The organism is Novosphingobium sp., from assembly GCF_036803765.1.
Lineage (GTDB): Bacteria > Pseudomonadota > Alphaproteobacteria > Sphingomonadales > Sphingomonadaceae > Novosphingobium.
Genome location: NZ_DAIRTS010000012.1, coordinates 75,205 through 87,807, shown reverse-complemented (window position 1 = coordinate 87,807; position 12,603 = coordinate 75,205). Strand labels below are relative to the sequence as shown.

Below are 12,603 nucleotides of genomic sequence, written 5' to 3'. Positions count from 1 at the left end.
GTCACTTCGGCTTGCGGCCCATGCCCGCGGCAAAGGCGATCCGCAGGGCTTCGGACAAATTGCGGACCTCGAGCTTGGCCATCAGGCTCGCGCGATGGACCTCGACCGTTCGCGATGAACAGCCCAGGTCATAGGCGATCGTCTTATTGGGCAGGCCGTTCGCCAGCCCTTCCATCACATCACGCTCCCGGGGCGTCAGTGCAGCGACCCGCACGCCGGCTTCAGAGGTTTCCAGAGTGCGAAGGTCGACATCGTCGAGACGCGCGAACGCGCGGCTGACGGCGCCGAGCAGGGCGGCTTTCTCGAAGGGCTTCTCGAGAAAGTCGACCGCGCCGCCTTTCATGGCCTGCACCGCAACCGACACGTCGCCATGGCCGGTCAGGACGATGACCGGCATATTGACCCCGCGTGCTGCCATGGCGGCCTGAATCTCGAGACCGTCCATCTCGGGCATGCGCACGTCGAGGATGACGCAGCCGACGGCCGCCGACTTCGCCTCCTTGAGAAACTCCACGCCCGAGGCATAGGTCACGACGTCGTAGCCCGCGGTCTTGAGCGCAAAGCTCGCCGCCTTGCGGATGCTCTCCTCGTCGTCGACCAGATGGATGACGCGTCTATCCCCCATGTTCCTCCTCCGCCCGCGCATGGATCAAGGTAAAATGAAAGCGCGCGCCGCCGCGGTCGGGGCGCTCCATCCAGATACGGCCCCCATGCGCTTCGATGATGGTCCGGCAGATCGAAAGGCCGAGGCCCATGCCGTCGGCCTTTGTCGACTTGAACGCCGTGAAGAGCTGCTCCCGGACCTCGTCGGCGATGCCGGGGCCGGTATCCTCCACGGTCACCTCGATCAGCCCGTCAGGGCGCAACCTGGTCGCTACCTTGAGGTCGCGAACAGGACACGCCGCCATCGCCTCGATGGCGTTGCGCATCAGGTTGACCAGCACCTGCTGGATCTGCACCCTGTCGACGAGAACCGGCGTCGCGGCGGGATCGACCGCGAAGAAGCTGCGGATGCCGCGCTCGCGTGCACCGACCAGCGCGAGCTCGCTCGCCTCGGCGACAACCTGCGGCAGATCGTGGAGGCTCTTGTCGACCTCGCCGCGGGCGACGAAATCGCGCAGGCGCCGGACGATATGGCCGGCCCGCAGCGTTTCCTGTGCCGCATCATCCATCACCGACCGTAGCGACACGAAGGGTTCGTCGTCCCGCTCGTCGAGCATGTCGCGGATCGTCTCGAGATAGAGCGCGACCGCGGCAAGCGGCTGGTTGAGCTCATGCGCGAGGGTCGAGGCCATCGTGCCCATCGCGCTCAGCCGGGAGACATGGACCAGCTCTGCCTGCAGTTCCTTGAGCCTGAGCTCATCCTGCTCCTTGGCGGTGAGATCCCGGATGAAGCCGGTGAACAACCGCTGCCCGTCTTCACCGGCCTCGCCAACCGACAGCTGCATCGGGAAGGTCGAGCCGTCGCGGCGCTGGCCGACCACGACGCGGCCGAGGCCGATGATCCGGCGCTCGCCGGTCTGGAGATAATGCGCGATATATTCGTCATGCCGGTCGCGATCGGGCTGGGGCATCAGGCAGGAGACGTTGCGGCCGACGAGCTCGGTTTCCGAATAGCCGAACAGGCGTTGGGCGGCCGCGCTGAACGACGTGATGTCGCCGGTCTCGTCGATGATGATCATCGCATCGGGGACGGTCGCCAGGATCGACTGGAGATGCTGCTCGCGGGTCTCGATTGACGCCCGGACCGCCGCCTCGTCGGTGACATCGCGACTGATGCAGGCAAAGCCTCGATGTGCGTCGCCTTCGAACAGGGCGCTGATCGTCAGGCGCGCGAGATACTCCGCTCCGTTCTCGCAGACCCGCCACGCTTCGCGCTCCAGCGTGCCTTCGTGAAGGGCGGCCGCCAGGTCTGCGCACGGGCGGCCGGCCGCAATCTCGTCGGGCGGGTAGAACAGGTCATGGGGCTGTCCCAGGACGCGATCGAGGGGCCAGCATTCGGCACGCTCGCCTTCTTCATTATAGCTCAGCACGATCCCGGCAGGATCGAGCAGCGTCAGGACATGGCCGCCAGCCTGTCGCAGGAACAACGGCGCAAGCCGCACCACCTCCCTGGCAATCTCGTCCGCCCCGCGCCTCGTGTCGACCATCGGCCGGCTCACATACCTGGCCGGGCGCACGTATCCGGGCGTAGCCCGACCGTGCCACTCAGCGCCGCGCGAGTATGGCCTTCATCTCGTCGATTTCCTGCCGCTGCGAGCGCTTGATCGCTTCGCAAAGCCGGATGACTTCCGGATCGCTGAGCTTTGCTTCCTGGCACATCAGGATCGCCCCGGAATGATGTGGGATCATCGAGCGCAGAAAGGCCGTGTCGCCGATCGTGGTCTGGGTGCGGATGAGTGCAAAGCTGCCGAAGAAGGCGACCAGCGACGCGGCGATCAGCGCGATGTTGGCGGCCTTCGACACGAACATGTGTCGCATGGCGAGGATCATCAGCACCACCATCGGTGCGACCATCATCAGCGTCATGTAGAGCATGTTGAGGTTGTTGTAGAAGCTGTCGAGCCCGTCGATCATGACGAACATCACCAGATACATGATGACGCCGCTGATGACGGTCTGAACGGCAAGGCTCCAATAGGCACCCATCTTCCGGGTGTTCATGTGGGACGAATGGTCCATGGCGTATCTCCTTCGCTCGGCGCCGGCCGACCTGGGTATGAGTGTAACGCCCCGCTCTCTTGTTCGCCCCCGCCATCAGCCGTCCTGATGCTAAAACCAGAAGCGAACGCCGGCGACGAAGCTGGTGGCATGGACGTCCTCGCCCGCAAGCCTCGACAGCCGCGCCGTGTCTCCGGCTTTGCGCAGATAGGAAACGCCGATGTAAGGTGCGAACTGGCGGCTGAATTCGTAGCGCAGGCGCGCGCCGAGCTCTATGTTGACCAGCCCCGAACCGATGTCGTTCTCCGGAATATCCTGCGCGGCGAAATTGACCTCGGCGCGCGGCTGCAAGATCAGGCGCTGGGTGATGCGCTGGTCGTAATAGCCCTCGACCCGGCCCAGAACATCGCCCTTGGTCGAGAGGAACAGCGCGCCTTCGACCTCGAACATGCCAGGAGCCAGGCCCTCGACGCCGATCGTCGCGTAGGTGCGGTCGGGCCCGCGGCCGAAGTCCTGGCGGATACCGCCCTGAAGATTGAAATAGGGGTCGATGGCCCGGCTGTAGAGCACCTGCACCTCGGCGCTGTCGATGCCGCGGCCGAACTCGCCTTCGCCCTCGCTCTTGAGCCAGAGGCGGTTGATGTCGCCGCCGTAAAAGCCTTCGCCATCCCAGCGATAGCCATCGCGGCCGCTATGCGCCTGATACTCGAACAGGTTGAGCAGCACCTGCCCGAAATTGTTGCCGCCGCTGTCCTTCATCATGATGTCGCGCGAGCGCGCCATCTCGCCGCCGGGAAAATCCCGATCGGCGAAGTGGTCGCCTGGGGGCGGCGGCGGGGGCGCATTGCCGGCCGGAAGTGCGGTGCCGGTCATTTGCATGCCGGGCATGGCGGGCGTTCCCGGCGTCGCTGTCTGGCCATGCTGCGCATGGTCCATCCCGGGCATGTCGGGCATCGCGCCGTCCTGATGCTGGGAGTGGTCCATGCCCGGCATCTCCGGCATTGCGGGAGACGTGGATTGCGGCTGACCGGCCGCATTTGCTTGCGCCGCGGGAGTGGTCTGGTGCTGCGAATGGTCCATTGCCGGCATGGTGTCCGGCGCTGGCTTCTGAGCGCGCGGCCTGGCAGTGGGCTTGGGGCGCGGCGCGGCGGCCTTGTCCTTCTTTTTCTCCTGCGCCGGCCGCGCCCCGCCCGGCGGCGCCATGCCGGGCATGTCGTGCATCGAATGATCCTGGGCAAAGGCGGGTGCGGCGGCGAGAAGGGCGATCGCGCTCACCAGCGGCGTGAGGATGCGGGTCATTGCGCGTCTCCCTTCGGACGCACGCTCACGACCCGCATCATCCCTGCATGCATGTGGTAGAGGAGATGGCAGTGGAAGGCCCAGTCCCCGACCGCGTCGGCGGTGAAGTCCCAGCTCACCTTGCCGCCGGGCTGGACGATGACGGTGTGCTTGCGCGGCGCATGGTCGCCATGCCCGGTCACCAGCTCGAAGAAATGGCCGTGGATGTGGATCGGATGCCCCATCATCGTGTCGTTGATGAGATTGACGCGCACCCGCTCGCCTTCGATGAACGGGATCGGCTCGTGATGGTCCGACATTTTCTCGCCGTCGAACGACCACATGAACCGCTCCATGTTGCCGGTGAGGTGGATGTCGATGCTGCGGCTCGGCGCGCGCACGTCTGGATTGCGCTCGAGCGCCATCAGATCCTTGTAGACGAGCACCTTGTGGCCGACGTCGGTGAGGCCCTGGCCGGGCTCGCCGGTGCGGTCGACGGGCATCGGCGAGATGGTCTGGACGCTCGGATCGCGCTTCACCTGCGGCGCGTTCGAGAAGTCGCGCATCTTCATCGAACCCATCGCGTGCCCGCCATGATCCATGCCCGCCATCTGGCCATCGGCGCCCATCGCGCCGTGGTCCATGCCGGCCATCGATCCATGATCCATCCCCGAATGGTCCATGCCCGCCATGGCGCTGTTGTCCATGGTCGCCATCGCTGCCGCCGCGCCGGTCGCGAGGCGCGCGGACGCGTTCTTCTCGGCCGTCGGATCGACGCCCCGCATAGCGCCGCCCGACATATCCATGCCTTCCATGCCCGGCATCGAGGACATGTCCATGCCCATGTCCTTCATGTCGGCGAGCGGCCGTTTGCGTAAGGGAGGCACCTCGCCAGCCATGCCGGCGCGCGGCGCGAGCGTGGCACGCGCCATACCCGAGCGGTCGATGGCCTCGCCGACAAGAGTATAGGCCTTGTCCTCGCCTGGGCTGACAACGACGTCGTAGGTCTCGGCGACACCGATCTGGAACTCGTCGACGGTGACGGGCACCACATTCTGCCCGTCGGCCTGGACGATGCTGAGCGGCAGGCCGGGTACGCGGACGTTGAAGGTGGTCATCGCCGACGCATTGATGACGCGCAGCCGCACCCGCTCGCCCGGGGTGAAGAGCGCGGTCCAGTTGTCCATCGGACCATGGCCATTGACGAGATAGGTGTAGGTCGATCCGGTGACATCGGAGATGTCGGCGGGGTCCATCCGCATCTGGCCCCAGTCGAGCCGGTCCTTGAGTGGCTGGTCCTTGCCCGAGAGCAGCCCGGCCAGCGTCTGGCGCTGGAAGTTGAAATGGCCGGGGTTGACCTTGAGACGCCGGAAGATCGCCTGCGGCGAGAGTGCGCTGTGATCGGCGAGCACGATGACATGCTCGCGGTCATAGGCGACCGGATCGGCACCGGCGGGGTCGATGATGATCGGGCCGTAATGGCCTTCCTGCTCCTGCAGGCCCGAATGGCTGTGATACCAGTAGGTGCCGCTTTGCACGACGGGGAACTGGTAGAGGTAGTTCGATCCCGGCTTGATGCCCGGAAAAGACACGCCCGGCACGCCGTCCATATTGGCCGGCAGGATCAGCCCGTGCCAGTGGATCGAGCTGTCCTCCTCGAGTTGATTGACGACGTTGAGCCGCACGCGCTGGCCTTCGCGCAGCCGGATCAGCGGGGCGGGGACCGTGCCGTTGAGACCGATTGCGCGGAACTGGCGCCCGTCGATGCTCATCGACTGCCGGGCGATGGTCAGCGTGATGTCTTCGCCCGACACGGTCGGTAGCGTCGGTCGCATCCCCGGCGAGATGGTCTGCGCCCAGGCAGGCAGCCAGGCTGATAATGCGGCGCCACCACCGGCGAGGGCCGCGCCGCGAAGGAACTGGCGGCGGTCGAGGGCAGAAATCATTCGGTTTGTCTCAGCTTGCGGAAAGAGGGCGGACCTATTGGAAATACGCAGCCCACCCGCCTGCCCCTCAAACTTTCTTCAAACTTTCCGCGAGGCGCGCCCGGGCGCGGTAGAGGCGGGTCTCGACGGCCTTCTGGGAGATGCCGAGGATCTCGGCGGTTTCGGCTTCCGATTTCTCGTCGATCGTCCGCAGGATGAGCGTGTCCTTGAGCGAGGCGGGCAGGGCGGCGATCGCCGTCATCGCCTCGGCGAGTTGCTGTTCGGCATCCAGGGCGCGGTCGGCCGAGGGGGCGTCGTCGACGATATGTTCGGCTTCGCCCAGAGGAAGGGCGAAGGAAAAGAAATTGCGGACCGCACGGCGACGGCGCCAGTCGTGGCATTTGTTGATGACGATCCGCGACATCCAGACCGGGAAGGGCCGCGTCCCATCATAGCGGCTGAGCGCGGAAAAGGCGGCCACGAAGCTCGCCTGAGTGACGTCGAGCGCCTCGTCGGGGCTACCGACATGGCTGCGCACGAGACGGTGTACCCAGCCCTGATGCCGGCGGACCAGCTCGCCATAGGCCGCTTGCCGGCCCCCCAGCGCCAGAGCCGCAAGCTCCCCGTCCGAGCAGTCGGGGAGGTGGAGCGTCATTTTTTCTCGGCCGTCAGCGCTTTCACGACGGCGTCGTCGAACTTCACCGTCTGGTCGGGGCGGAGCACCGCACGCATCGCGAAGATATGCTCGAGCGTTTCCTTCTGCAGCGCGCCCATCGCCTGGTGTGACCGGTCGACGGCGGCGGAGACCTGAGGCCCATAGCCATGTTCCGACCTGATGGCCTGCGCGAGCCATGCATTGTCGGCGCGCAGTTCCGCTTCCAGGGCCTGTCGGCGGATGGCGTAGCGGGCTTCGATAGCCTCGAGCCGTGCATGTTGCGCGCTATCCAGCTTGAGATCGCGATGGAGCAGGTCGTGCAGCTCATTCTCGACAGGGGGCGCCGGCACGACATAGAGCCGGCCGATCACGACCCCCGCTACTGCCGCAACAAACGTCAGCAGCACGAGAAGGAGAAGGCCGCGGCGATCGCGCATCATTGCGCGCTCAGCAGCGTCGAAGGAGCGAGCGCGAGCCGCGCGTCGAAGGGCGATGCCGCAGCATCTGCCGAACGCACTGGCACCGCGGAACCGGCGATGCCGATGAAGAGCGCGACCGCGGCTGCGACACCGAAGGTCGTGGCGCTCAGGCGCGGCATGGCCTGGAGCCGGGCGATCTCGGCCATGACGCGGCTGTCCAGCCCGGCAAGCCGGGGATCGAGGGGGGCTTCCCGCAACCGGCTGAGCATGTCGTCGAGGTGGTCCATGATGTTTCTCCGTCTTCTCTTCTCAATACGCAGGGTGGTCTTCTAACCCTTGTCCGGGAACAAAAAGAAAATTGCGAGGGGTGCAGGTCGCGGCTGCGTATTCTCTCATGTCACTGACAGGAGAATGTCCAAATGCGCTTCTTTTCGCCGCTCGCAGCCATCGCCGCCGTCGGCCTGAGTGTTTCTGCTCCGGCCTACGCCCATCCCAAGCTCGTGTCCTCGACGCCCGCCGCCAACGCCAGCGTCCCGGCGCCGTCGCGTATAACGCTCACCTTCAGTGAAGGTCTGATGCCGAAGCTGTCGGGCGCCGAGATCGTGATGACCGGCATGCCCGGCATGCCCAACCACCGCATGGCGGTAACCGGCTTCAAGACGTCCGTCGAAGGCGACAAGACGCTCGTGCTGACGCTCGCCAAGCCGCTCATGGCGGGCAGCTATCAGGTCGCCTGGCACGTCGTCTCGACCGACACGCACCGCATCCAGGGCAATCTCGCCTTTACCGTCAAGTGACGCCATGAACGACGTGGCACTCGTCGCCGTCCGCTGGGCGCTCTACGTCGATCTCGGCCTGCTGTTCGGCCTGCCGCTGTTCGCGCTCTATGCGCCCGGCGGCGGCCGGATGGTGCAGCGGCATCTGCCGATGGCGGCAATGGTGGCCGGTCTCGCCTGTCTCGCCCTCCTGCTGTCGGCGCTGGGGTTCGCGTTGCAGGCTGCGGCGATGACCGGGCTGCCACTCGCCCAGCCTGATCTTTCCATGGTCGCAGAGCTGTTCAACGGCACTTCCATGGGAACGGCGCTGAAGGCGCGCCTCGTCGCGCTCCTCGTTCTTCTGCTCTGCATCCCCTTCTATCGCCGGCAATCCCGTCCTGCCTTCATCGCCTCCACTCTGGCGGGCGCGGTCGCGCTCGCGACCCTCGCCTGGAGCGGGCATGGCGCGGCCGGCGAAGGCGAGGCGGGCTGGCTGCAACTGCTGGCCGATCTCATCCATCTGCTCGCCGCCGGCGCCTGGGTCGGCGCGCTTGCCGCCTTCCTCGCGCTGGTTCTTCCCAGGCTCGCAACCGATGATGTCGCCGCTGAAGACATGGACCAGGTCACACTGGCCGAGGAAGCCCTGCGGGGTTTCTCCCTCGTCGGCACGATCATCGTCGCCCTGCTGATCCTGACCGGGACGGTGAACGGCTGGTTTCTGGTCGGCCCGGGCAACATCGCCTCGCTCGGTCAGTCGAGCTACGGCCTGCTGCTCATCGCCAAGCTGGTGCTGTTTGGGGGCATGCTGGGCCTTGCCGCGCTCAACCGCTACCGCCTGACCCCGGCACTGGCACAGGCGATCGAGGAAGAGGACGCGCCACGGGCGCAGGCGCTGTTGCGCGCGAGCCTCTTCGTCGAAGGCGGGCTTGCGATCGTCATTCTCGGGCTCGTCGCCTGGCTGGGGACACTATCGCCGCCCATGTCGATGTAGCTTATCGTTTCGGACGCCTCGCGTTGGGAGAAGCCAATGCAATCCTACACCCCGCCGCTCGGGACCGGATCGACGAAAGACTATGATCGCGCGATCCGCCTGTGGACGCGGGAGAAGCGGTGGCGTGCCGCCATGCTCGCCGCCCTGGCGCCCAAAGCCGGTGAGACGGTCGTCGACGTCGGCTGTGGCACCGGCAGCTTCGCGCTGATGCTCAAGCAAGCCGAGCCCAGGACGCAGGTGATCGGTCTCGATCCCGATGCCGAGGCGCTCGACATCGCGCGGCACAAGGCCGCTGCGCGGCAGGCCGATATCGACTGGCGTCAGGGATTTGCCAGGGACGTGGCCCCGGGCACCGCCGACGCTGTCGTATCGAGTCTCGTGCTGCATCAGATGCCGGTCAGGGAGAAGGCGGCAACCCTGCGCGCCATGTTCGCCATGCTGCGCCCGGGTGGCCGCCTGGTGATCGCAGATTATGGCCGCCAGCACGGTCTCATGCGGCTCGCCTTTCGCCTGACCGTGCAGCGACTCGATGGCATCGATGATACCCGACCCAACGCCGACGGCGTGCTCCCCGGCCTGATCGCGGCGGCCGGCTTCAGGCATGTGGCCGAGACGTTTCGGCTCTTGACCATCACCGGCGCGATCGAATTGCTTACCGCGCATCGACCGGCGCAGGCCCAGGGCCTTACGGTTGCGAACGACCTTGGCTGATCCCGGCCGAGCGACCGGGTACGCCGATTTGGCCGCTTAGGCGATTACGTATTGACCCTGACACGGTGTCAGACCCTAGATCGTCAGGCGTCGAAAGGAGCAAGGCGATGAACGAGACACATGGAGCGGCGCATGGCGGCGGTTGCTGCGGCGGCCACGGCGGCGCGAAAGCGGCGACCGGCATCAAGGACCCGGTCTGTGGCATGACCGTCGATCCGGCGACCACCGCGCACCATGCCGATCATGGCGGTGAACGCTATCATTTCTGCAGCGCGGGCTGCCGGGCAAAGTTCATCGCCGATCCCGAGCGCTATCTCGGCCCGCCGGCACCGCCGTTCGCAGCGCCCGTGGGCACGATCTGGACCTGCCCTATGCATCCCGAGATCCGGCAGGACCATCCCGGGTCCTGTCCGATCTGCGGCATGGCGCTCGAACCCGCGACCGTGACCGCCGACAGCGGTCCCAGCCACGAGCTGGTCGATTTCACGCGGCGTTTCTGGGTTGGCCTGGTGCTGGCCCTGCCGGTGCTGATCCTCGAGATGGGGGCGCACCTGTTTCCTGTGATCCATCGCCTCGTGCCGATGTCGACCTCGGTATGGATCCAGTTCGTGCTGGCGACGCCTGTCGTGCTCTGGGCGGGCTGGCCGTTCTTCGAGCGTGGCTGGGCCTCGCTCAAGACCCGCAACCTCAACATGTTCACCCTGATCGCGATGGGGACGGGGGTCGCCTGGATCTACAGCGTCGTCGCGACGCTCGCGCCTCAGCTGTTCCCGCCTGCCTTCCGCGGCGAGGACGGCATGGTTGCCGTCTATTTCGAGGCCGCCGCGGTGATCACCGTTCTCGTGCTGCTCGGCCAGGTGCTCGAACTGCGCGCGCGTGAGCGGACCTCGGGCGCGATCAAGGCGCTGCTCAACCTCGCGCCCAAGACCGCGCGCCGGATCGCCGCCGACGGGAGCGAAGAGGAGATCAGTCTCGATCTGGTCGCGGTCGGCGACCGCCTGCGCGTGCGGCCGGGCGAGAAGGTGCCGGTCGACGGCGTAGTCGAGGACGGCCGCTCCTCGCTCGACGAGTCGATGGTCACCGGTGAATCCATGCCCGTCACCAAGGCCAAGGCCGACACGGTGATCGGCGGCACGCTCAACCAGACCGGTGCGCTGGTGATCGTCGCCGACAAGGTCGGACGCGACACCATGCTTGCGCGGATTGTCCAGATGGTCGCCGAGGCGCAGCGCTCGCGCGCGCCGATCCAGCGCATGGCCGATCAGGTGTCGGGCTGGTTCGTGCCCGTGGTCATCGCGGTTGCGGTGGTCGCGTTTATCGCCTGGGGTATCTGGGGCCCCGAGCCGCGCTTCGCCTATGGGCTGGTGGCGGCGGTCGCCGTGCTGATCATCGCCTGTCCCTGTGCACTGGGTCTCGCCACGCCGATGTCGATCATGGTGGGCGTCGGCCGCGGCGCCGGACTCGGCGTCCTTATCAAGAATGCCGAAGCGCTCGAGCATATGGAAAAAGTCGACACGCTCGTCGTCGACAAGACCGGCACGCTGACCGAAGGCCGGCCTGCCGTCACCCAGATCGTGCCGGCGCCCGGCTTCGACGAAGCCGAACTGCTGCGGCTTGCCGCCTCGGTCGAGCGGGCCTCCGAGCATCCGCTCGCGCTGGCGATCGTCGAGGCCGCCAAGGATCGCGGCATCCCCACGAGCGACGTCACCGACTTCGATTCCCCCACCGGACGCGGCGCGCTCGGCACCGTCGACGGCCGCCGGATCGTGCTCGGTAATGCGCGGTTCCTCTCGGAAGAGGGCATAGCAACCGACGCGCTGGCGGAGCAGGCCGACGCCCTGCGCCGGGATGGCGCCACCGCGATCTTCATCGGCGTCGACGGCACCGTCGGCGGCGCCTTTGCAATCGCCGATCCCGTGAAGCAGACGACGCCGGAGGCCCTGGCCGCACTCAAGGCCGAAGGCATTCGCGTGGTGATGTTGACCGGCGACAACCGCACCACAGCAGAGGCGGTGGCAAGGCGGCTCGGCATTGACGATGTCGAAGCCGAGGTACTGCCCGACCAGAAGAGTGCCGTCGTCGCGCGGTTGAAAAGCGAGGGGCGCGTGGTGGCGATGGCCGGCGACGGGGTCAACGACGCCCCCGCACTGGCTGCCGCCGATGTCGGTATTGCCATGGGCTCGGGCACCGACGTCGCGATCGAGAGCGCGGGCGTGACGCTGCTCAAGGGCGATCTCATGGGCATCGTGCGGGCACGGCGGCTGAGCCAGGCGACCATGTCCAACATCCGCCAGAACCTGGTCTTCGCCTTCATCTACAATGTCGCCGGGGTGCCGGTGGCGGCGGGCGCGCTCTATCCGCTGTTCGGCATCCTGCTCTCGCCGATCATCGCGGCCGCCGCCATGGCGCTCTCCTCGGTCAGCGTGGTCACCAACGCGCTGCGCCTCAACCGGAAAGCGCTGTGAACATCGGGGAGGCGTCGAAGCAAAGCGGGGTCTCGGAGCGGATGATCCGCCATTATGAGAAGATCGGCCTCATCCCGGCGCCGCCGCGCCGGGGAGCGGGTTATCGCGACTATGGCGAGAGTGACCTCCATCGCCTGCGGTTCATCGCCAATGCCCGCGATCTCGGTTTTCCGATCGAGGAGATCCGGACCCTGCTCGGCCTGTGGGCCGACACGGGCCGCAGCAGCGCCGATGTAAAGCGGGTCGCGTTGGCGCGGGCGGAGGAATTGCAGCGCAAGGCCGAAGCGCTGACGACCCTGCGCGAGACCCTCGTCGATCTCGCCGAGCGCTGTCATGGCGACGAGCGGCCAGATTGTCCCATCATCGCCGAACTGAGTCTCGACAGAAAATGTTAGCGCCGGCCGCCTCTCGGACCAGACCCGCTCTGGCGGCCGGGGTGCTGATCGCACTTGGCATTCTCACGACGGGCCTCGCGATATATTTCCTCGCAGTCCGCCCGCCACTGCTGGCGGAGGATCTTCGCCATATCGGCGGCAACCCGCAGACCCTTTCGCCGGTATTGCGGGACTGGTTCGGCGGGATAGCTGGCTCGCCCGTGCGACCGCACTGAGCCTCCTGATCGTATTTGGCCGCTTTTCATACAGCAATGTCGTGCTGAGCTCTGACTTCTGGGGCTGGCATATGCGAGGCAATCCCTCCGTAGGACTACGGAGTGCGCAGAGGCTTCCTGCGCTTCAGGGCTT

General features: G+C 66.4%; 13 protein-coding genes. 5 read left to right on the top strand and 8 right to left on the bottom strand.

Going from position 1 to position 12,603, the window contains the following annotated elements:
- Window position 1: 1 nt before the first annotated feature.
- The 8 genes from V7Q48_RS10035 to V7Q48_RS10000 all read right to left on the bottom strand — a co-directional run bounded on the left by V7Q48_RS10035 (window position 2) and on the right by V7Q48_RS10000 (window position 7,225).
- Window positions 2-625, bottom strand: a complete 624-nt coding sequence (locus V7Q48_RS10035) for a response regulator transcription factor (protein WP_333837922.1) — start codon at window positions 623-625, stop codon at window positions 2-4.
- On the bottom strand, window positions 615-2,150 hold the full coding sequence (locus tag V7Q48_RS10030) for a PAS domain-containing sensor histidine kinase (protein ID WP_030089528.1): 1,536 nt from the start codon (window positions 2,148-2,150) through the stop codon (window positions 615-617). The genes V7Q48_RS10035 and V7Q48_RS10030 overlap by 11 nt, the downstream gene beginning before the upstream one ends.
- Before the next feature lie 58 nt (window positions 2,151-2,208).
- A complete protein-coding gene (locus V7Q48_RS10025) occupies window positions 2,209-2,682 on the bottom strand; it encodes a DUF305 domain-containing protein (protein ID WP_015449253.1) in 474 nt (157 codons plus the stop codon).
- Window positions 2,683-2,772: 90 nt separating this feature from the next.
- The gene (locus tag V7Q48_RS10020; protein ID WP_015449252.1) at window positions 2,773-3,960 is read right to left on the bottom strand and encodes a copper resistance protein B; all 1,188 of its coding nucleotides are present in this window, start codon (window positions 3,958-3,960) and stop codon (window positions 2,773-2,775) included.
- Window positions 3,957-5,885: a copper resistance system multicopper oxidase gene (locus tag V7Q48_RS10015; RefSeq protein ID WP_333837896.1), complete on the bottom strand. Its 1,929-nt coding sequence runs from the start codon at window positions 5,883-5,885 to the stop codon at window positions 3,957-3,959. Before V7Q48_RS10015 ends, V7Q48_RS10020 begins: the two co-directional genes overlap by 4 nt.
- A 67-nt stretch (window positions 5,886-5,952) precedes the next feature.
- Window positions 5,953-6,519, bottom strand: a complete 567-nt coding sequence (locus V7Q48_RS10010; protein WP_017501305.1) for an RNA polymerase sigma factor — start codon at window positions 6,517-6,519, stop codon at window positions 5,953-5,955.
- Window positions 6,516-6,956 carry a periplasmic heavy metal sensor gene (locus tag V7Q48_RS10005; RefSeq protein ID WP_026109207.1) on the bottom strand — a complete coding sequence of 147 codons (441 nt, stop codon included), beginning with the start codon at window positions 6,954-6,956 and terminating at the stop codon, window positions 6,516-6,518. Before V7Q48_RS10005 ends, V7Q48_RS10010 begins: the two co-directional genes overlap by 4 nt.
- Window positions 6,956-7,225, bottom strand: coding sequence for a hypothetical protein (locus V7Q48_RS10000; protein WP_037447996.1), 270 nt, complete (start codon window positions 7,223-7,225; stop codon window positions 6,956-6,958). Before V7Q48_RS10000 ends, V7Q48_RS10005 begins: the two co-directional genes overlap by 1 nt.
- A gap of 132 nt (window positions 7,226-7,357) precedes the next feature.
- Between V7Q48_RS10000 and copC the strand changes: the two genes are divergently transcribed.
- From copC to cueR, 5 genes are all read left to right on the top strand, one after another.
- Window positions 7,358-7,735, top strand: a complete 378-nt coding sequence (gene copC, locus V7Q48_RS09995) for a copper homeostasis periplasmic binding protein CopC (protein ID WP_007406420.1) — start codon at window positions 7,358-7,360, stop codon at window positions 7,733-7,735.
- Between the two features lie 4 nt (window positions 7,736-7,739).
- Window positions 7,740-8,684 (top strand): copper homeostasis membrane protein CopD, encoded by a 945-nt coding sequence (gene copD, locus V7Q48_RS09990; RefSeq protein ID WP_037448002.1) that lies wholly within the window; start codon window positions 7,740-7,742, stop codon window positions 8,682-8,684.
- Between the two features lie 36 nt (window positions 8,685-8,720).
- On the top strand, window positions 8,721-9,395 hold the full coding sequence (locus V7Q48_RS09985; protein ID WP_020820524.1) for a class I SAM-dependent methyltransferase: 675 nt from the start codon (window positions 8,721-8,723) through the stop codon (window positions 9,393-9,395).
- Between the two features lie 107 nt (window positions 9,396-9,502).
- Window positions 9,503-11,860, top strand: coding sequence for a heavy metal translocating P-type ATPase (locus V7Q48_RS09980; protein WP_167301445.1), 2,358 nt, complete (start codon window positions 9,503-9,505; stop codon window positions 11,858-11,860).
- Window positions 11,857-12,255 (top strand): Cu(I)-responsive transcriptional regulator, encoded by a 399-nt coding sequence (cueR, locus tag V7Q48_RS09975; protein ID WP_007406402.1) that lies wholly within the window; start codon window positions 11,857-11,859, stop codon window positions 12,253-12,255. Before V7Q48_RS09980 ends, cueR begins: the two co-directional genes overlap by 4 nt.
- Window positions 12,256-12,603: the final 348 nt, after the last annotated feature.

What these genes read in the sequence shown, in the direction of transcription:
- V7Q48_RS10025 (WP_015449253.1), bottom strand. Translation starts at nt 2,682, where the DNA reads ATGGACCATTCGTCCCACATGAACACCCGGAAGATGGGTGCCTATTGG.
- V7Q48_RS10000 (WP_037447996.1), bottom strand. Translation starts at nt 7,225, where the DNA reads ATGGACCACCTCGACGACATGCTCAGCCGGTTGCGGGAAGCCCCCCTC.
- V7Q48_RS09985 (WP_020820524.1), top strand. Translation starts at nt 8,721, where the DNA reads ATGCAATCCTACACCCCGCCGCTCGGGACCGGATCGACGAAAGACTAT.
- copC (WP_007406420.1), top strand. Translation starts at nt 7,358, where the DNA reads ATGCGCTTCTTTTCGCCGCTCGCAGCCATCGCCGCCGTCGGCCTGAGT.
- V7Q48_RS10030 (WP_030089528.1), bottom strand. Translation starts at nt 2,150, where the DNA reads ATGGTCGACACGAGGCGCGGGGCGGACGAGATTGCCAGGGAGGTGGTG.
- copD (WP_037448002.1), top strand. Translation starts at nt 7,740, where the DNA reads ATGAACGACGTGGCACTCGTCGCCGTCCGCTGGGCGCTCTACGTCGAT.
- V7Q48_RS09980 (WP_167301445.1), top strand. Translation starts at nt 9,503, where the DNA reads ATGAACGAGACACATGGAGCGGCGCATGGCGGCGGTTGCTGCGGCGGC.
- V7Q48_RS10005 (WP_026109207.1), bottom strand. Translation starts at nt 6,956, where the DNA reads ATGCGCGATCGCCGCGGCCTTCTCCTTCTCGTGCTGCTGACGTTTGTT.
- V7Q48_RS10020 (WP_015449252.1), bottom strand. Translation starts at nt 3,960, where the DNA reads ATGACCCGCATCCTCACGCCGCTGGTGAGCGCGATCGCCCTTCTCGCC.
- V7Q48_RS10010 (WP_017501305.1), bottom strand. Translation starts at nt 6,519, where the DNA reads ATGACGCTCCACCTCCCCGACTGCTCGGACGGGGAGCTTGCGGCTCTG.
- V7Q48_RS10015 (WP_333837896.1), bottom strand. Translation starts at nt 5,885, where the DNA reads ATGATTTCTGCCCTCGACCGCCGCCAGTTCCTTCGCGGCGCGGCCCTC.
- V7Q48_RS10035 (WP_333837922.1), bottom strand. Translation starts at nt 625, where the DNA reads ATGGGGGATAGACGCGTCATCCATCTGGTCGACGACGAGGAGAGCATC.